This window comes from Halorubrum cibi (assembly GCF_900182635.1).
GTDB lineage: Archaea > Halobacteriota > Halobacteria > Halobacteriales > Haloferacaceae > Halorubrum > Halorubrum cibi.
The window spans coordinates 409,444-428,604 of the sequence record NZ_FXTD01000001.1 but is presented as its reverse complement, the minus strand read 5'-3'; the positions used below and the strand labels follow the sequence as shown (position 1 = coordinate 428,604).

Annotated in this window: 16 protein-coding genes; 8 read left to right on the top strand and 8 right to left on the bottom strand. The window is 71.1% G+C overall.

Annotated features, from left to right (window positions below):
* Positions 1 to 419: 419 nt before the first annotated feature.
* Positions 420 to 803 (bottom strand): 6-pyruvoyl trahydropterin synthase family protein, encoded by a 384-nt coding sequence (locus tag FN829_RS02040; RefSeq protein ID WP_142985331.1) that lies wholly within the window; start codon positions 801 to 803, stop codon positions 420 to 422.
* 462 nt (positions 804 to 1,265) lie between these two features.
* Here FN829_RS02040 and FN829_RS02035 point away from each other — a divergent pair, with 462 nt between their 5' ends.
* Entirely contained in the window at positions 1,266 to 2,378 is a 1,113-nt protein-coding gene (locus FN829_RS02035; protein ID WP_142985330.1) for an NAD(P)/FAD-dependent oxidoreductase, read from the top strand.
* Between the two features lie 74 nt (positions 2,379 to 2,452).
* Positions 2,453 to 3,208: a CDP-alcohol phosphatidyltransferase family protein gene (locus tag FN829_RS02030; RefSeq protein ID WP_142985329.1), complete on the top strand. Its 756-nt coding sequence runs from the start codon at positions 2,453 to 2,455 to the stop codon at positions 3,206 to 3,208.
* Between the two features lie 45 nt (positions 3,209 to 3,253).
* Here the strand turns inward: FN829_RS02030 and FN829_RS02025 are convergent, their stop codons facing one another.
* Positions 3,254 to 3,673, bottom strand: coding sequence for a DUF7475 family protein (locus tag FN829_RS02025; RefSeq protein ID WP_142985328.1), 420 nt, complete (start codon positions 3,671 to 3,673; stop codon positions 3,254 to 3,256).
* A 312-nt stretch (positions 3,674 to 3,985) separates the two neighbouring features.
* On the opposite strand from FN829_RS02025, the gene FN829_RS02020 reads away from it, so the two are divergent.
* Complete coding sequence (locus tag FN829_RS02020; protein WP_142985327.1) at positions 3,986 to 4,597, top strand: DUF7384 family protein; 612 nt, start codon at positions 3,986 to 3,988, stop codon at positions 4,595 to 4,597.
* 22 nt (positions 4,598 to 4,619) lie between these two features.
* Here the strand turns inward: FN829_RS02020 and FN829_RS02015 are convergent, their stop codons facing one another.
* Complete coding sequence (locus FN829_RS02015; protein WP_142985326.1) at positions 4,620 to 5,291, bottom strand: non-canonical purine NTP pyrophosphatase; 672 nt, start codon at positions 5,289 to 5,291, stop codon at positions 4,620 to 4,622.
* 146 nt (positions 5,292 to 5,437) lie between these two features.
* Here FN829_RS02015 and FN829_RS02010 point away from each other — a divergent pair, with 146 nt between their 5' ends.
* A complete protein-coding gene (locus FN829_RS02010; protein WP_142985325.1) occupies positions 5,438 to 5,881 on the top strand; it encodes an SHOCT domain-containing protein in 444 nt (147 codons plus the stop codon).
* Positions 5,882 to 5,971: 90 nt separating this feature from the next.
* Here the strand turns inward: FN829_RS02010 and FN829_RS02005 are convergent, their stop codons facing one another.
* On the bottom strand, positions 5,972 to 8,740 hold the full coding sequence (locus FN829_RS02005) for a GAF domain-containing protein (RefSeq protein ID WP_142985324.1): 2,769 nt from the start codon (positions 8,738 to 8,740) through the stop codon (positions 5,972 to 5,974).
* Between the two features lie 131 nt (positions 8,741 to 8,871).
* Between FN829_RS02005 and FN829_RS02000 the strand changes: the two genes are divergently transcribed.
* The gene (locus tag FN829_RS02000) at positions 8,872 to 10,188 is read left to right on the top strand and encodes a 5'-deoxyadenosine deaminase (protein ID WP_142985323.1); all 1,317 of its coding nucleotides are present in this window, start codon (positions 8,872 to 8,874) and stop codon (positions 10,186 to 10,188) included.
* Positions 10,189 to 10,281: 93 nt separating this feature from the next.
* On the top strand, positions 10,282 to 11,265 hold the full coding sequence (locus FN829_RS01995; protein WP_394348699.1) for a bile acid:sodium symporter family protein: 984 nt from the start codon (positions 10,282 to 10,284) through the stop codon (positions 11,263 to 11,265).
* Positions 11,266 to 11,322: 57 nt separating this feature from the next.
* Here the strand turns inward: FN829_RS01995 and FN829_RS01990 are convergent, their stop codons facing one another.
* From FN829_RS01990 to hemC, 4 genes are all read right to left on the bottom strand, one after another.
* Positions 11,323 to 11,724: a hypothetical protein gene (locus FN829_RS01990; RefSeq protein WP_142985321.1), complete on the bottom strand. Its 402-nt coding sequence runs from the start codon at positions 11,722 to 11,724 to the stop codon at positions 11,323 to 11,325.
* 214 nt (positions 11,725 to 11,938) lie between these two features.
* Entirely contained in the window at positions 11,939 to 12,802 is an 864-nt protein-coding gene (locus tag FN829_RS01985; RefSeq protein WP_142985320.1) for a uroporphyrinogen-III synthase, read from the bottom strand.
* Positions 12,799 to 13,620, bottom strand: a complete 822-nt coding sequence (cobA, locus tag FN829_RS01980; protein WP_142985319.1) for a uroporphyrinogen-III C-methyltransferase — start codon at positions 13,618 to 13,620, stop codon at positions 12,799 to 12,801. Before cobA ends, FN829_RS01985 begins: the two co-directional genes overlap by 4 nt.
* Positions 13,613 to 14,734 (bottom strand): hydroxymethylbilane synthase, encoded by a 1,122-nt coding sequence (gene hemC, locus FN829_RS01975; RefSeq protein ID WP_142985318.1) that lies wholly within the window; start codon positions 14,732 to 14,734, stop codon positions 13,613 to 13,615. The genes cobA and hemC overlap by 8 nt, the downstream gene beginning before the upstream one ends.
* 129 nt (positions 14,735 to 14,863) lie before the next feature.
* Between hemC and folP the strand changes: the two genes are divergently transcribed.
* A complete protein-coding gene (folP, locus tag FN829_RS01970; protein WP_142985317.1) occupies positions 14,864 to 17,503 on the top strand; it encodes a dihydropteroate synthase in 2,640 nt (879 codons plus the stop codon).
* 63 nt (positions 17,504 to 17,566) lie between these two features.
* Positions 17,567 to 19,078, top strand: a complete 1,512-nt coding sequence (locus FN829_RS01965) for a DHH family phosphoesterase (protein WP_142985316.1) — start codon at positions 17,567 to 17,569, stop codon at positions 19,076 to 19,078.
* Positions 19,079 to 19,161 lie beyond the last annotated feature (83 nt).

Below are 19,161 nucleotides of genomic sequence, written 5' to 3'. Positions count from 1 at the left end.
GACTGGAAGGAGCCGCAGCGAGGCGCTCCGCGCCTCTGGCAGCCGGACGTAGTCCGGCGACGAGGCTGGGGAGGTGTGAGGTGCTGGGTGGGGCGGTGCTGGGCGGGGTGGGACTCAAAGGGGCAGCCACGAGGAGGCCGTAGGTGACGCAAGCACCGCAACGAGGAAGCGAACGAAGTGAGCGACCGAGTGAGGAGCGTGGTTCGAGAGAGCGGAGCTCTCTCGTCATCACGAGACGGCTTCGCCGTCTCGAACGACAGCGAGCGTACGGCCTCCTCGTGGCTGGGGCTTTGGTAGTCTTCTCTGCGGTCGTATTCGTTGATCAGTACAGCCGAGCGGCTGGGGCTTTGATGATGTTCACGCGCCAGCAACTACGCACCACCGAGTATTCCGTATCGACCGATCTCGTATCGACCGATCTACTCCCCGACTACCGTCTCGTAACTCGCGGCCGCGGTTTCGTCCTCCCACATCGTGACGGTCGCCGTCTCGATCCCCTCGGTCTCGATCCCCTCGAGCAGGCGGTCACAGAAGACGCGGGCGAACCGCTCGACGCTCGGGTTGTTCCCCTCAAACCGCGGGCGGTCGTTGAGCGTCGCGTCGGCGTACTCGTCGACGAGCGCGTCGATCCGCCCGGCGAGGTCGTCGATGTCGACGAGGTAGTCGTGCTCGTTCAGCTCCGGACCGGCCACCTCCACGTCGACCTCGAAGCGGTGGGAGTGGAGTTCGTTCTCCGGGCCGGCGTCCGGCACGGTCAGGAAGTGCTGGGCGATGAACCGCCGGGAGACGCGAACCGAGTACACGGGATCACCACGGACCGAGCGATCAAAAGCGTGTCCCCGCTCATACGGAGATGATTCGAGTATACACCGTCTTGAAGGGACTCTCATGGCTCCGTCGTACTGATCGAGGGACGCGATCGCGACGAACATCTCCAAAGCCCCAGTCACGAGGGCTCGCGCACCTCGCTGCGGTTCTCGTCGCTCGCGTTGCTCGCTCCTGTGGTCCTTGCGTCGGTGTGCTTCGCCCTCGTGACTGCCCCTTTGAGTCCCGCCCCGCCCGCACAGCCCCGCGCCTCACGCCTCCCCAGCCTCTCGGCTCGCTCCGCTCGCCGCGTCCCTCGCGCGGTGCTGCTCGGCCGCGAAGCGGCCTCGCAGGCACGCGCCACCGCGATTCCGTCGCTGGTCCCTCTACCATTCGAGCGACCGCCGGCTTCCTCGAGCCGAACACGAGGTTTTTACCGGACTGCGGAGACCGAGAATTCGATGGATCCGATCGTCATCGTCGGCGGCGGCATCGTCGGCGCGAGCCTCGCGTATCACCTGCGCGATCACCCGCGACCCGTCGTCCTCTACGAGCGCGACGCGCTCGGCTCCGGGACCACCGGCGACTCCGTCGCGATATTCGTCCGCCACCAGTCGAGTCCGGACCCGCTGAGCCACGAGCTTCGCGAGCGCGCGTGGGAGCACTACGAGCCGCTGATCGAGGACGGCACCCTCGACTTCGAGCGGATCGGGACGCTCGACGTCGCCCGAAGCGACCGGGAGCTGGCCGATCTCCGCGAGGCCACGGAGGCGCTCGCGGACCTCGGCGTCGAGGCGTCGCTGCTGGAGCCGGCCGCGCTCGCCGACCACGGGCTCGACCCCGACGCGGTCGCCGGCGCGATGTGGACGCCGAACGACGGCTACCTCGACCCCGCGGAGATCGTCCGGTACTACGTCCGCGAGGCGACCGAGGCCGACGGCGGCGTGACCGTCGAGACCGGCACCGCAGTGACGGACGTCCGCGTCGAGGAGGGGGCAGTCGTCGGCGTCGAGACCGCGGAGGGAACGCGACCCGCGGCCGCCGTGGTGAACGCGGCGGGGCCGTGGGCACCGGCGGTGAACGACGTGGCCGGCGTCTCGCTGCCCCTCAGACACAACAGAGGGCCGGTCGTCGTCCTCGGGAAGGAGGACCCGTTCTCGCTTCCCTTCGTTCAGTTCGGCGACGGCATCTACGTCCGCGGCGAGGGACGAACTCAGGCGTTCGGCGGGAGCTTCGGCGCGAGCTACGAGGACGCTGAGCGCCTCGACCCGACCGACGCCCGATCGGTCGACCACGACTTCTACCTCGAGATCGGCGATCGGATCGAGGCGGCGATCCCGCGGCTCGAGGGGGCCGAAGTGGTCGCCGATTGGGTCGGCGTCCGGACGCTCACGCCCGACGGCGTTCCGGTGGTCGGCGAATCGGCGGTCGACGGCTTCTATCTCGCCGGCGGCATGAGCGGACTCGGCGTCACGCTCGCACCCGCGGTCGGCGAGTTCCTCTCGAAGCGGATCGCCGGCGAGTCGGTCGACCCGGAGATCGCGGCGTACCTGTCTCCGAACCGATTCGAGTGACGGGACGAGGGGTCCCGTCGCTTCCCTCCCCGCCCGCCGAAAGTGGTTTTCGCGACGGTCCCCTGGTGGACACGATGGCCCCGACGGACCGCGTCGTTCGCCGGCTCCCGATCGACGGCGGCTGGCGTCCCCTCGTCGCGCTGTGGGCGGTCCCGACCGGGATCGGCGCGGCGGGATTGCTCGCCGCCGGACTCCCGTTCGTCGCGCTCGCCGGCGTCGGGCTCGGCGGCGTGGTCGCGGTCGCGGCGATCCGGGTCGCGGCAGGGAGAGCACGCGAGGCGGCCGGCACCGAGCCGGTGACGGCGGCGACCGTCGTGACGACTCTCCGCGCGTCCGCGCTCGCGTTGCTCGGCGCGTACCTCGTGGTCGATCCGACCGCGGGCGGGAGTGCGATCGACTGGCTCGCCGCCGGGCTGTTCGCGATCGCCGCCGGCGGTGACGCGGTCGACGGCGCGCTCGCGCGCGCGACCGACGCGGTGACCGAACTCGGCGCGGAACTCGACGTGGAGGTCGACGGCGCGACCGTCCTCGTGGCCGCGACCGTCGCCGTCGTCGCCGGCGCGGCTCCGGTGGCGTTCCTCGCTGTCGGACTCGCCCGGCCGCTCTTCGCTTACGGGCTCCGCCGCCGACGACGATTGGGGCTCGCGACGCACGACCTTCGACCGAGCCGACTCCGGCGGCCGATCGGCGCGGCGACGATGCTCGCGACGTGGCTCGCGCTGTCGCCGGTTCCCGGTCAGGGCTTCTCGCGGGTTCTCACGACCGCCGTGGCGGTGCCGGTCGTCGCCTCCTTCGTGCGCGACTGGCTCGTCGCCAGCGGTCGGCTGTGAGTAGGCCGTGAGTCCGATCGCGTGAGGACCTCCGGCTTACCCCGGCTACGATTCCCGGCGGTACAGGACCACGAGCACCCCGATCAGGACGACCTGCGCGAGCTTGTCGGCCGCCGAAAGCGGGTTTATCGCGGGCGGCGCGGGGAGGCCAGGGCTGTTGAAGGCGTACCAGAGGACGATCTGTCCGGCGGTGAAGGGGATCCCGAGCAGGTAGACGGTCGGACGGAAGCGATCGGTGAGGACGAACCAGACGCCGATCAGGAACCCCGCGAACGCGACGAGGAAGGAGACGCCCATCGCCAGCGAGACGGTGAGCCCGGTCTCGAGGAAGTCGCCGAGGAACCCCATCCCCAACACGAGATGGACGAGCGCGCTCGCGACCGCGGCCGCGACGCCGACCCAGTGTGTCGAAGTGAGCGACCCGATTCGACCCGCGGTGGCGGTCGCGGACGTGTCGTCTACCATACCCCGAATACGGACCCCTCCCACATCGTTGTTTGGTATGATGGCGCATGGATCGGCGATCGAACGGCGTCGGAGACGAGGAGTCACGGCGGCGTCGGGAAAACCGGGGGAATCGGCACTCCACTCCGAGGTCGATCGGAGCGACGCGCCTGACGAGATCGACCGACTGAATGGACTTATATCCGCGTCAGACGTGTGCCCGCCGTCCGACGGGCGTCCCACGTCGCGGGCGGCGGTCCGCGTCACACGACCGATTCGACGATCCGGCATCCGGTCCGGAAGGTCGATACGTGCGGCGAGCGAGGGACCGATATGACCTTCGGCGACCTGTTCAAGCGCGCGACCGACTACGACGTCGACGAGGAGGCGATCTCGCGGATGCTCGCGGAGCGGCGCGCGGAACGGGACACGGAGGGGGACGAAGACATGAGCGACGCCGGCACCGACGCCCGACCCGACCCGAGCCCCGCCAGGGTCGTCGCCGACGCTGACGTGTTGGCGGCGGATCTCCTCGTCGGCGGGCCCGCCCGCGACGCGCTCGATCGCCTCAGGGGACACGCCTGGACGACGCTCGTCGCCAGCGACGCCCTCCTCGCAGACGCCGAGGCGGTCGTGGCGTCGCTCGCCGACCCGGAACTCGCCCGCGACTGGCGCGAGCACGTGTCGGCGTGGCGCGAGCCCGCGACCCATCCCGCGGGCGACCACCCGGCGTTAGCGTCGGCGTACCGCGGCGGCGCGATGCAGGTCATCAGCCTCGATCCGGCGCTGACAAGCGCGGTCGCGGCCGCGGGACTCACGAGTCGGTTCCCCGTGAGCGTGCGAGAGCCGCGCGCGTTCGCGAGCGTGTTCTCGCCCGAGCGGCTCTATCCCGAGGTCGTCGGCGGCGAGTATCCCGGCCCGGACCGGGACGCGCGGGAGTGGTGAGTCGGATCGACCGCGCGTCGCGTCAGCGGTCCGCGTACCACTCCGCGAACTTCTCCAGCGCCCGGCCGCGGTGTGAGACCGCGTTCTTCCGCTCGGTGTCCATCTCCGCGAACGTCTCGCCGTCGTGTTCGAAGATCGGGTCGTAGCCGAACCCGCCGTCGCCGCGCGGGGCGACGATCCGGCCGGGCACGTACCCCTCGAAGAGCTTGACGGGGAGCGGCTCGGCGCGTTCGGTCTCGGAGCCGGTTCCGTCGGGCCCGGGAGTCCCATCCGACCCCGCATCGTCGGGTCCCGCGGCCGCGGCGGCGACGCGGTCGCCCCGGTCGACCGGGTCCGGGCTGGCGGCGAACCCCGCGCCGTCGCAGTACGCGAGGGTACACCGGAACGCGGCCCGGCGGTCCTCGAGGTCGCGGGCGATCTCCCAGACGCGGTCGATCCCGAGGGTGTCCTCCACGTACGAGGAGTAGGGGCCGGGGAAGCCGTCAAGCGTCTCGACGAACAGCCCCGCGTCGTCGACGAGGACGGGCCCGCCCGCCTCCCGGTACGCCTCACGCGCGCCGCGCGCCGCGATCGGCGCGAGCTCGGCGGCCTGTATCTCCGCGTAATCGAAGTCCAGCTGGCTGACCGAGCCGTCCGCCAGGTAGCTCTCCGCCTCGCGGACCTTGCCCGGGTTCGTCGTCACGTACCGCAACATGGGGATCGCTGCGCGGGGACGACGGGAATAGCCGTCGATGGCGCTCGGTGGCGCGTCGATGGTGCGTCGACGACGTGTGACGGTCCGGAGACGGTCGGAGACCGACGGCGACACGCTTTTTTCAATTGGCCGAGCTATGTCCAGCCATGGCCGCCCTCCCCACGCTCGAGAAGAAGCGACTTATGGGACTGATCGCGGTGCTCTCGTTCGGCCTGACCTCGCTCTTCACGGTCCTCGAGCTCGGCGTGCTCGTCCCCGCGACGTTCGTGGTCGGCTTCCTGATCCTGCTCCCGCTCGTGGCGGTCCTCGGCGAGGACTTCCCGCTCGTCGAGCCCGCGGACGCGACGACGGAGACGGCGGCGAGCGCGGACGCCGGGCGATCGGAGAGTCACGCCGCTAACCCGGTCGCGACGCTCCGGCGGCGGTACGCGACCGGCGAGATCGGTGAGGAGGAGTTCGAGCGCCGGCTCGACCGACTCCTCGAGACCGAGGAGCTCGAGGGAACGGTCGATCGAGACGGATCTCGAGGACGAGAAGAAGGGATGACGGAGATCGAGACGGCGCTGGAGTCGGACTCCGCGTCCCCGTGAAATTCGACGGGGCGGCTCGGAAGCGTCCCGCGGGGGATCGGAGCCGGATCGGATCGCCTCCCGACGGGGATCGGGACGGGACTCGGAGAGCTACGCCGCGTCGAGTTCGAGACCGGTGATCTCGAAGCGCGCCCCGCCGGTCTCGCTCTCGGTCACCCGCACGTCCCAGCCGTGTGCGTCGACGACCTCCTCGACGATCGCGAGGCCGAACCCGGTTCCGTCCGCGCGCGTCGAGTAGCCGGACTCGAAGACCCGATCGCGCTCGTCCGGCGGGATCCCGGTGCCGTCGTCGGCGAGGTAGAACCCGTCGTCCAGATCGCCGACCGAGATCGTCACGTCGTCGCCGCCGTGTTCGACCCCGTTCCGGATCAGGTTCTCCAAGAGCTGCGTGAGTCGGTTCCGATCGGCTCGGATCGTGCGATCGGCGGCGACGTCGAGCGTCGCCGCGCCGGTGTCCACGTTCTCCCAGCAGTCCCGGACGAGATCGGCGAGATCGACCGGCGTCGAGTCGGTCGCGCCGTTTCCCTCGCGCGCCAACTCGAGTAGGTCGTCGATCAACACTCCGATCCGGTCGTGCGCCTTCGCCACCGCGTCGAGGTGTTCGCTGTCACACTCCGCCCGGGAGAGTTCGAGATTCCCCGAGGCCACGTTCAACGGGTTCCGCAGGTCGTGAGAGACGATGTTCGCGAACTCCGACAGCCGTTCGTTCTGTCGTTCGAGATCCCGGTGGTGCTCGATCCGATCGAGCGCGGTCGTCGTGTGCGCTGCGACGGTCTCGGCGAGCGAGACGTCCGTGTCATCGAACGCCTCGGGAGCGGTCGACCCGATGAGGAGCACGCCGTGGTCGTCGATCGGGAGGACGATCTCGCTCCGAACGGGCGTATCGGGGTTGAACCGTTCGGGGACCGTCGAGATGTCGTCGTAGATCAGCGGCCGACCCGTCTCGAACGCCTTTCCCGCGAGTCCCTCCCCGAGGCCGAAGACCGGGGGTTCCCCGACGATCTCCTCGGTCACGTCCGTCCACGCGACCGGCACCAGCGTCCCGTCCTCCTCGTCGTGGAGGTGTATGGCGCTCGCCGGCATGTCGAGGACGTCGTGAACGGCCTCTACGGCGATCTCGGCCGCGCGCTCCGCCGTGTCGGCCCGCATGACCGACTGCGCGGTCTCGTGTAGCGCGCCGATGACTCGCGTGTACCGTTCCTGTCCGGTGACGTCCGTGATGAACCCCTCGAGCGCCTCCACCCGGCCGTCGTCGGTGCGGATCGCCCGCCCGCGTTCCCACACCCACTTGAGGTCCCCCTCCTTGGTGTGGATCCGGTAGGTGATCTCGAACGACTCCCGCTCGTTGAGCGCGGCCTGTATCGAACGCCAGACCTCCGCTCGATCGTCGGGGTGGATGATCCGCTCGCCGTAGATCTCGGTCCCGTCCGTCAACTCGCTCGGACGGTACCCCGTCAGGTCGGTCACTTCCCCGCGAACGTCCTCCATCGGCCACCCGGGCTCGTTCACACACCGGTAGATCATCCCCGGCAGGTTGTCGACGAGCCGTTCGAGTTGCCGCTCGCGTCGCTTCCGCTCCGTGAGGTCCCGGCCGATCCCGATGAGCCCGATCAGATCCCCGTCGAGGTCGGTCAGGCGTGACGCGGTGAACTCGTAGGGGACCCGGTGACCGGCCGCCGTCAGAAGCGCGGACTCGACGGTCGTCTCTCCGGCGGCGAGCGCCTCGTTGAGTGCGTCGGCGACCCGTTCCCGGTCGTCCTCGGGGAAGAGGTCGGTCGCCCGCATCCGCCCGATCGCCTCGTCCGTGTGGCCGGTGACCGCCGTGAGGTGGTCATTCCACCGGCGGAACGTCCCGTCGGCGTTGACGACGTAGAAGACGTCGGTGAGCGAATCGAGGGCCTGATCGACGAAGTCACGCTCCTCGCGGAGACTCTCCCGCACCTCGAAGGAGTGGAGGACGTGAGCGACGTCGTTTCCGAGTTCGGCCAGGAGGTCGCGCTCGTTCGCGTCGAGCGCGTTCGGCCGGTCGGCGTAGACCGTCAACACGCCGTACAGCGTGTCCCGATACTCGAGCGGGAGGGCGGCCACCGATCGAAACCCGCGTTCGACGGCTTCCGCTTTCCACGGTTCAAACTCTGGGTCCTCGGTGACGTCCTGTGAGACGGCGACCCGCCGTTCCCGGATCGCGGTGCCCGTGGGACCCCGTCCGGTGGGACGCTCGTCGGTAGTGATGGTTATCCCGTCGAGGTAGCCGCGCTCCGTGCCCGCGGACGTTCGCGGTTCGACGCGGTTCGTCTCGGGGTCGATCTCGCCGATCCACGCGAACAGGTAGGGGTCGGAGTCGCTGAGTATCTCGCAGACGCGGGCCTCCACCGCCGCCCGCGAGTCCGCGCGCACGATCGCCTGGTTGACGTCGCTGGCGAGCGTGCGGATGCGGTCGAGTTCGGCGGCCCGCTGGCCGGTCCGGTACTGCTCGACCGCGTTGGCGACGCGGTTCGCGAGGACGGCGTACTGGCTGGTTCCGCGCTCCTTCTGGAGGTAGTCCGTGACGCCGGCGGCGATCGCCTCGCTCGCGACCTCCTCGCTGCCCTTGCCCGTGTAGAGAACGAAGGGGAGGTCCGGGCGCTCCTCGCGGACCGCCTCGAGGAACTCGATGCCGTTCCGGCCGGGCATGTCGTAGTCGGAGACCACGCAGTCGACGTCGCCGTCGGCGAGGCGCTCTAACCCCTCGCTCGCGTTCGACGCGGTCTCGACGTCGATCCGGTCGTCCTCACGTTCGAGGAAGGTCGCGACCACCTCCGCGAGCTCCGGCTCGTCGTCGACGTGGAGGACACGGATCGCGTCCGAGGATGCGCTCATGGGCGGCCTGTTCGCCGGCGATTGGACGCCGCGATAGATAAGAGGCGGGGGCGGATCGGACGCGATCGACCCGGAACGTCCGAAACCGATGGACAAGACTCTTGAGCGTCACCCGCCAGGAACGGACGGACATGTTGGTAACCGGAACCGTCGTCGCCGACGCCGACACCGTCATCGAGGACGGCGCGGTCGCGATCGAGGGCGACGCGATCGCCGCGGTCGGCGAGGCGGCGACCCTCCGCGAGACGTATCCCGACCACGAGCGACGGCGCTTCGACATCGTCACGCCCGGACTGGTCGGCGGCCACGTCCACTCCGTCCAGTCGCTCGGGCGGGGCATCGCCGACGACGACGCGCTGCTCGACTGGCTCTTCGAGGCCGTGTTGCCGATGGAGGCGGCGATGGACGCGGAAGCGACGCGCGCCGCCGCCGAGCTCGGCTACCTCGAGTGTCTTGAGTCGGGGACGACGACGGTCGTCGACCACCTCTCCGTGAACCACGCCGCGGAGGCGTTCGAGGCGGCGATCGAGACGGGAATCCGCGGGCGACTGGGGAAGGTGCTGATGGACAAGGAGTCGCCGGACGGCCTGCTCGAGGAGACCGACGAGGCGCTCGCGGAGAGCGAGGAACTGATACGGAAGTACCACGGCGCGGCCGGCGGGCGGGTGCGATACGCGGTCACGCCACGGTTCGCCGTCACCTGTAGCGAGGCGTGCCTGCGCGGCTGCCGCGATCTGGCCGACCGCCACGACGGGGTGACGATCCACACCCACGCCAGCGAGAACGAGGAGGAGATCGAGGCGGTCGAGGCCGCCACGGGGCGACGGAACGTCCACTGGCTCGACGAGGTCGGGCTCACCGGGCCGGACGTGACGCTCGCGCACTGCGTTCACACCGACGAGAGCGAGCGCGAGGTGCTCGCCGAGACGGACACCGTCGTCACGCACTGCCCCTCCTCGAACATGAAGCTCGCCTCGGGGATCGCCCCGATACACGACTACCTCGACCGCGGGGTCGCGGTCGCGCTCGGCAACGACGGGCCGCCGTGTAACAACACGCTCGACCCCTTCACGGAGATGCGTCAGGCGAGCCTGCTCGGGAAGGTGGACGCCCGCGACCCCACCAGGCTCCCGGCGGAGACGGTCCTCCGGATGGCGACGGAGAACGGCGCGCGCGCCGCGGGGTTCGACCGGATCGGCCGGCTCACGCCGGGGTACGCCGCCGACGTGATCGGGCTCACGACCGAGAAGACGCGGGCGACGCCCGTCCACGACCCGCTCTCGCACCTCGTGTACGCCGCCCACGGCGACGACGTGGTCTTCACCATGGTCGACGGCACGGTTCGGTACGACGGCGGCGAGCACGTCGGGATCGACGCCGACGCGGTCCGCGAGCGCGCGACCCGCCAGGCCGAGCGGGTCGTCGAGGCGGCCGGGATCGAGGGCTGACTCGGACGAGCGGGTCGCCGGAAGCGACGGAGTCAAAAAGCAGATCCCACGAACGTCCAGTATGACACGAAAACGGAGGGTCGTTTCGTGAGCATCGGAACCGACGGGATCCGGCGGGCGAGCCGGGTCGCGAGCAAGTACTTCGTCGTCTGGGTGCTCGTCGCCTCGGCGTTGGCGCTGTACTCGCCGGGGACGTTCACGCCGATCGCGCCGTACATCACGCCGCTCCTCGGGGTCATCATGCTCGGGATGGGGCTCACGCTCGAGCCCGCGGACTTCAGACGGCTCGTCGAGCGCCCCCGCGACGTGGCGATCGGCGCGGTCGCCCAGTGGCTCGTGATGCCGCTCGCGGCGTGGGGACTCGTCGCCGCCTTCGACCTCCCGGACGCGCTCGCAGTGGGGCTGATCTTAGTCGGGGCCGCGCCCGGCGGCACCGCCTCGAACGTGATGACGTACCTCGGGAAGGGCGACGTGGCGCTCTCGGTGGCGATCACGACCGTCACGACGCTCGCCGCGCCGGTCGTCATGCCCGCATGGGTCGTGTTCATCCTCGGCGAGAGCCTTCAGGTGACGTTCATGGAGATGTTCGTCACGATCGTCCAGATCGTCTTGATCCCGGTCGTGCTCGGGTTCGCGATCCGGTACGTCCTCGACCGGCGGGCCCCGCGCGTGGCCGAGGTCGGTCTCGACGTGTTCCCGGCGGTGAGCGTCGCGGCTATCGTCGCTATCGTCGCCGCCGTCGTCGGCCTCAACGTCGAGAACATCCTGACAGCCGCGGCACTGGCGTTCGCGGCCGTCGTGATCCACAACGCGGTCGGGCTCGGCTCCGGGTACGGGATCGGGAAGCTGACCTCGATGTCCGAGGACCGCGCCCGCGCCTGCGCGTTCGAGGTCGGGCTTCAGAACAGCGGGCTCGCGGTCGCGCTCGCGACGTCCTTTTTCAGCCCGGAGGCGGCGCTGATCCCGGCGCTGTTCTCGGTCTGGCACAACGTCTCGGGGCCGGCGCTGGCGAGCTACTTCTCGGCGAACCCGCCCGCGGACGCTGCGTCGGGGGCCGAGTCGGCGACCGCCGATTGAGTCCGGTCGCTCAGGCCGGCGAGGGCACGGGAAGGCGGCGGAGAGAACGCTCGAGGCTTACGGAGATGATCTGAGCGAGGTCGGCGAGTCGGGCGACGACTGCGCCCACCGGATCGCGGTCGCGGGGTCGTTGAACGCCTCGACCGCGATGTCCTCGATGGCGATCGTCCGCTGGAGGTACCGCCGTTTCGATCGCTCCCCGACGACGGCGAAGCGGTCGATGCCGCGGGCGACCGCGATCTGCGCGGATTCGCGGAGCACCCGCCGACCCGCGTCCGAGCACGGCCGACTCGTCCGCACGGCGATCACGACGGCGTCGACGTCGCGGTCGGCGATGAGGTTCCGCCACCGATCGAGGAGCGCCTCGCCGGCCGCGGGGCTGATCCCCGTTCCGTGTGGAAACTCGACGACGAGAACGCCATCGTCGACCCGCATCGACCATCGTTCGCCCGGTTCCATGTCACCGGCTATCAGTTCGATCGAAATAAACGCTCGTATGAAAGTATCAGAATTGATATCGACAGAGAACGCGATCGCGGCGTAAGAGAGTCGATCCGTCGGTTCGCGGCTGTCGGTGAATACACAAAGTCGATTGGAGACGACCTCCGGTTCTCGGCTCTCGAGATCGACGGTTCGGCGTCCGGCGCGTCGCACGCTTCGAGGCGCCCGCCGATCAGTCGTCTCCGTCCTCGGCTGCTCCGGGGGCGCCGCGTCCGTTCGATCGGTTCTCGACCGCCTCGACGACGTCCTCGGCGAGCGCCTCGAAGTCGGCCGCGTCGGGAACCACGTCGACGTCGAGCCCGAGCTCGGTCGCCGTTTCGGCGGTCGGCGGGCCGATCGCGGCGACGAGCGCGGCGTTCGCCCCGGCCAGCGCCGCCTCCCGGATCCCTCGGTCGGCGGCAGCTGCGAGGAAGTGCTCGACCGTGAGCGAGGAGGTGAACGCGAGCGCGTCGAGGTCGCCGGCGGCGGCGAGTTCAGCGGATTCACCCGCGTCGACCGGCCGCGTCAGCCGGTAGAGGACCGTCTCGGTGACGGTCGCGCCCGCGTCTCGGAGCCCGGCGAGGAGCACGTCGCTCCCGTGATCCGAGCGCGCGACCTCGATCCGCACGCCGTCGACCCGGTCGCGAAGCGCCGCCACGAGCCCCGCGGAGGTGTATTCCTCGGGAACGAGATCGACGGTCCAGCCGGCCTCACGGGCCGCGGCAGCCGTCGACGGTCCGATGGCGACGAGGAGCGCGTCGCCGGGGGTCCACCCCGCCGACGCGGCGAGCTCGACGCCCGTCTTGCTCGTGAGCACGACGAACGCGGCGTCATCTCCCGGGACCGCGTCCGTCGGTTCGACCGCGAGCATCGGGTCCGGAACGGGACGCGCCCCGAGCGACGCGAGGAGGTCGACCGCCTCGTCGATCCGCTCGTCGTCCGGGCGGAAGACGGCGACGCGCGGGCCGTCATCGTCGCCCGCGCGGAGGTCGTCGTCACCGCCGTCGTCGTTCGCGCGGGAGGCGTCGCCGCTGGCGCGGTCGGCGCCGTCGCTCACGCGCCGTCACCTCCGGTGTCGCCCCCGTCGGCGTTCCGCAGGAACGCGATCACGCGCTCGCGGGTCGCGGCCACCTCTCCGATCACGGTGATCGCGGGCGGCTCGATCCCGGCGTCGTCACGGACCTCGACGATCGTCTCCAGGGTGCCGGTCGCGACGCGCATGTCGGGCCACGTCGCGCGCTCAACGAGCGCGACCGGGGTGTCAGGGGCCATCCCGGCCTCGCGGAGTTCGGCGGCGTAGGCGGGCAGCTTGCCGACGCCCATCAGGACGACGATCGTGCCTCCCGTGTCCGCGAGCGCGTCCCAGTCGACCGCGGACTCCTCTTTCGTCGGGTCCTCGTGGCCGGTGACGAACGACACCGAGGAGGCGTGATCGCGGTGGGTGACGGGGATCCCGGCGACCGCGGGGCCGGCGATCGCGGACGTGATCCCCGGGACGATCTCGAAGGGGATACCCGCCTCCGCGAGGTGTTCGGCCTCCTCGCCGCCGCGCCCGAAGACGAACGGGTCGCCGCCCTTGAGCCGGACGACTCGCTTCCCCTCGCGGGCCAGTTCGACCATGCGGCGGTTCGTGTACTCCTGGGGCGTCCACTCGCCGCCGGCGCGCTTTCCCACGTCCTCGCGTTTCGATTCAGGGATCTCGCCGAGGATCTCCGGGCCGGGGAGCTTGTCGTGGAGCACCACGTCCGCCTCCTCGATCAGGCGGGCCGCCTTCACCGTCAGGAGGTCCGGGTCGCCCGGCCCGGAGCCGACGAGAAACACCGTGCCGACCTCCGCTCCGCGGTCTCCCGCCGAGCCCGCCGCGTCCTCAGGCATCCGCGTCGACCTCCTCGCGTGCCTCGGCGATCAGCTCGGCCGCGCCGCGGTCGGCGAGGTCGGCCGCGAACGACGCGGCCGCCGTCGCGTGCGATCGGATCGGGAGGTCGCGGGTGCCCGCCACCTCCTCGGTGCCGTCCGTCGAGAGCACGCGAACGCGGGTGTGGACGTGTTCGCCCTGGACGAGCGCCGAGACGCCGATCGGAGCGATACAGCCGCCGTTGAGTTCGGCCAGCACCGTCCGTTCAACGGTCGTCGCGACCCGCGTTCGGGGGTGATCGACGGCCGACCGAACCGCCTCGACGACCTCGTCGTCCGCGGCGGTCACGGCGATGGCCCCCTGTCCCGCCGCGGGGACGAACTCCTCGCGAGAGAGCCGGGTCGTCTCGACGTCGTAGAACAGGTCCGACCGGCGGAGCCCCGCCTCCGCCAGCACGAGCGCGTCGTACTCGGTGTCGACCTTCCGTTCCATCGCCGAGCGCTCGAGGTCCGAGAGCGAGTCGAACCACTCCTCGACGCTCTCGTCGAACGTCTCGTCGGAAGCGTCGGCAGCCTCGTTTTCACCGTCTCCCTCGGCGGTCAACGCGGCGTCCTCCCCCGAGGCGACCAGCCGGCGTTCGTGTTCCGCCTGGAGACCGGGCGCGAGCAGCTTCTCGATCCGGGTGTCGACGTTGCCGCGGATCGGTTCGACGACGAGGTCCGGGCGTGCGGCCCCGATCTGGGCGGTTCGGCGGAGCGACCCGGTGCCGACGACGGCCCCGGACGGGAGGTCCGCGAGCGCTTTCCCCTCGGGGTGGACGAGGAGGTCGCCGGCGGCGGCGCGCTCCGGGACGCCGGCGACGACGAGCTCGTCGCCGCCCTCCGTGGGAACGTCCTTCATCGAGTGGACGGCGAGGTCGGCGTCGCCGGCGAGCACCTCCTCGTCGAGCGCGCGGACGAACGCCCCGGTCCGACCGAGCCGGTGGATCAGCTCGTCGGGGATCTGGTCGCCGCGAGTCTCGACGCGGCGGATCTCGACCTCGCGCTTCCGGGTCGCGAGCGCGTCGCGGACGGTCTCGGCCTGTCGAAGGGCCAACTCCGACCCGCGGGTGGCGAGGGTGAGGGTCTCGGTCATGTCCGAACGCAGGCCCCCCGCGTTCAAAAGCGCACCAGTTCGGTCGTCCCCCGCGAGCCGACGACCTCCGCGTCGCCCGTTCGATCCGGGTCCGGTACGCCTAAACGACCCGGAGACGACCCACGGCGTATGCACTACCACGAGGCGGCGAACTTCCTGTTCGACCTCCGTCGCTTCTCGGTCAAACCCGGAACCGAGCGCGTCGAGGCGCTGCTCGACCGGCTCGGTAACCCCGAATCCGACCTCCCCTGCGTCCAGGTCGCGGGCTCGAACGGCAAGGGGAGCACGTCCCGGATGGTCGAGTCGGTCCTACGGGAGGCCGGGCTCTCAGTCGGACTCTACACCTCGCCGCACCTCTCCGCGCTCGCGGAGCGGATCCGCGTCGACGGCAGACCCATGACCGACGCGGCCGTCGTCGACTTCGTCGAGGAGGTGAAGCCGTGGCTCGTCGAGCGAGCCGCCGGCGGCGAGCCGTTGACCTTCTTCGAGGTGATCACCGCGATGGCGCTTCACGACTTCGCGCGCCGAGACGTCGACGTCGTCGTCCTCGAGGTCGGCCTCGGCGGCGAGTACGACGCGACGAGCGCGGTCGACCCGATCGCGACCGCGGTGACGAACGTCTCGCTCGAGCACACCGCCGTCCTCGGCGACACGATCGCGGAGATAGCCCGCACGAAGTCACGGATCGCCAGCGCGGACTCGCCGATGGTCACGGCCTGCTCGGGCGAGGCGCTCCGCGTCGTCCGCGAGGTCGCCGGAGAGGCCGGCGCGCCGGTGACGCGAGTCGCGGGGCCGGGGAGTGACGCCGACGTCGACGACGCGGGCGACGACGACGCGGGCGAAAACGGCGGTGAGAACGACGACGCCGGCTCCGACCCCGCGATCGCCGCGAGCTACGGGGGTCGCGTGAGCGCGACTGACGCCGCGGTGACCTTCGCCGGCGAGTCGGCCGGGACGTATCGGATCCCGCTCGTCGGGGAGCATCAGGCGACGAACGCGGCGGTCGCGACCGCGTTGGCCCGCCGGACGCTCGAGGCGGTCGGCGGAGGGGACGGGGACGGCGGGGAAGACGGTCCCTCCGAGGCCTTCGAACGGGCGCTCGCGGACGGCCTCGCGCGGGCGACGTGGCCCGGTCGGTTCGAGGTCGTCGAGACGGATCCGCTGACGGTCCTCGACGGCGCGCACAACCCCGCGGCCTGCGGGACGCTCGCGGAGACGCTCGCGGAGTACGACTACGCGGACCTCCACCTCGTGTACGCCGCGATGCACGACAAGGACCACGCCGGGGCGGTCGCCGCCCTTCCGACGGTCGAGAGCGCGATCGCCTGCCGGCCCGCGCTCGACCGCGCGGAGGACCCCGCGGTGCTCGCGGCGGCGCTCCGATCGGCCGACGTCGCCGAGGTGACCGAGGGCGACGACGTCGCCGACGCGGTCGCGGCGGCGATCGGGCGAGCCGACGAGGACGACTGCGTGCTCGTCGCCGGATCGCTGTTCGCGGTCGCGGAGGCGCGCGCGGCGCTGTACCGAACGGTGACGCCGACGTCGGTCGACGGTCCGGCCGACGCCGCACGAGCGCTCGAGCGCGGGGGGGTCCCGCCCGCCGGCGTGAACCGCACTCGCGACGGGGTCGACCACCGCGTCCGCACCCTTCGGCTTCGCGGCGATCGCGCCCGCCGTGTCGCGGCCACGCTCCGGACGGTCGGCGGCGAGGCCGCGGTTGGCGGCGTCGGCGCCGACGGCCGCGGCAGCGACGTCGACGGCGGCGGCTCCGTGGGCGGCGAGCTCTCGCCGGTCACGCTCGCCGGCTCCCTCGCCGAGTTCCGCGAGCTGTGCGAGCGCCTCGAGGTCGGCGGCGACGGCCTCGCCGGCGTCGCCGCCGACCTCCGGACGAGCCTCGGGATCGACGGGAACGAGGAGAAAGAGCCCGATCCCGTCGACGACTACCCCTGGTCCGACGGCACCGCCGTGATGGGGATACTCAACGTGACGCCCGACTCCTTCCACGACGGCGGCCGTCACGAGGGACTTTCGGACGCGATCGCGGGGGCCGAACGCATGGTCGAGGCCGGCGTCGACGTGATCGACGTCGGGGGCGAGTCCACCAGACCGGGTGCGGAGCGGGTGCCGGCCGACGAGGAGATCGCCCGCGTCGTCCCGACGATCGAGGCGGTCCGGGAGGTGCCCGCAGTCGCCGACGGCAACGTGCTCGTCTCCGTCGACACCCGGAAGCCGGCGGTCGCGGAGGCGGCCCTCGAGGCGGGCGCGGACGTGATAAACGACGTGACCGGGCTGGAGGACCCCCGGATGCGGGAGGTCGTCGCGGACGCCGAGTGTCCCGTCGTCGTGATGCACAGCGTCGACGCTCCCGTCGACCCCGAGAACGACCCGGAGTACGACGACGTGGTCGCCGACGTGATCGCCGACCTCCGCGAGCGGCTGGCGCTGGCCGAAGTGGCGGGGATCGACCGCGACCGAGTGATCGTCGACCCCGGGCTCGGGTTCGGCAAGTCGGCCGGCGAGAACTTCGAGCTCCTCGGGCGGATCGACGAGTTCACGGCGCTCGGCTGCCCGGTACTCGTCGGCCACTCGTACAAGTCGCTGTACGACGCCGTCGGCCTCGGACCGGAGGACCGCGAACACGCGACCGTCGCCGCGACCGCGGTCGCGGCGGAACGCGGCGCGGACGTCGTCCGCGTCCACGACGTCGCCGAGAACCGCGCCGCGGTGGACGTCGTCGCGGCCGCGACCGACCCGGAACACGGCGAGTGATCGATCCAGATCCCGAACCGCGGACGGCAGCGTTTTGCGTCACCGCCCCGTCGACGCGGATACATGGTCCGGCGCCTCCTGCTCGGCTGTAGCGCGGTCGGGAACTCCCTCGTCGAGCGCGTCGCCGAGGGGTCCGAGGACCTCCTCGCCGTGACCGACGACGCCGGGTGGGCCTCGACGCTGCGCGATCGAAACGTGGCGACCGTGGAGGCCGATCCGACCGACCCCTCGTCGTTCCCCGAGCGCGCCGCGGTCGTGTTGGTCGCGAGCGACGACCCGGCCAGGAACGTCGCCGCCGCGTCCGCGGCTCGCGATCGCTACCCCGACGCCATGATCGTCGCGCACGTCGGCACCGCACCGACCGCGGAGCAGGTCGACGCCCTGGAGTCGGTCGCGGACCGCGTCGTCGACCCGGTGGAGGCGGTGGCGACGCGCGTCCGCGACGCGGTCGGTCTCGACGAACTCGACTCCGGGACCGACCACGCCTTCGACCGATCGGCCATATCGACGAGACCGCCGGGAGCGACGGAGCGCCCCCCGCGACTGATCCGAACGATACGGGGACTTTCCGGCCCGCTCCTCGTCGTCGCTCACGACAACCCCGACCCGGACGCCATCGCGAGCGCGGTCGGACTGGCCCGGATCGCCGAGAGCGTCGGCGTTTCCGCGGATCCCTGTTACGGCGGGGAGATCGCCCATCAGGAGAACCGCGCGATGGTCAACTTACTGGACCTCTCGCTCTCGACCGTCGACGGGATCGATCTCGAGTCGTACGGCGGGATCGCCCTCGTGGACCACTCGCGAGCGGGGATCAACGACTCGCTGCCGGAGGGAACGCCGGTCGACGTGGTGATCGACCACCACCCGCCTCGCGGGCCGGTCGAGGGGACGTTCGTCGACGTTCGACCGGACGCGGGCGCGACGAGCACGCTCATCGAGGAGTACCTCTCGCGGCTGGGGATCGATCCGGACCGCGCGCTCGCGACCGCGCTGCTGTACGGGATCCGGATCGACACGCGGGATTTCACCCGCGAGGTGTCGATCCCCGACTTCGAGGCCGCCGCGTCGCTGACGCCGCACGTCGACGAGTCGACGCTCGACCGGGTCGAGAGCCCGAGCGTGAGCCCGGAGACGCTTCGCGTGCTCGCGACCGCGATCGGCCGGCGTGACGTCCGCGGCTCGACGGTCGCCAGCTGCGTCGGCGAGATCACCGACCGTGACGCGCTCGCACAGGCGGCCGACCGGCTGCTCGATCTCGAGGGGATCGCCGTGACGTTCGTGTACGGGTACATGGACGGGGTGATCTACGGGTCGGCTCGCGCCCGCGGGACCGACCTCGACGTGGGCGAACTGCTCCGGGACGCGCTCGCACAGGCGGGATCCGCGGGCGGTCACGCCAACATGGCGGGCGCACAGGTCCCGTTCGGGATCTTGGAGACCGTCGCCGAGGACGAGTCGCTCGCCGACGTCGTCGAGGAGTTCGTCGCGGGGCGGTTCTTCGAGGCGCTTTCCGAATCGTCCGCGCCGCCGACGGGCACGACGCCGGAGGCGATCGACGCGGACTTCCCGGAGTGACGCCGGGCGTCTTCGACCCCCGTCCGTCGCCGCACGCCGAACGTCGGGCGCAACCTACATATCCCGGCGTCACGAACAGTATA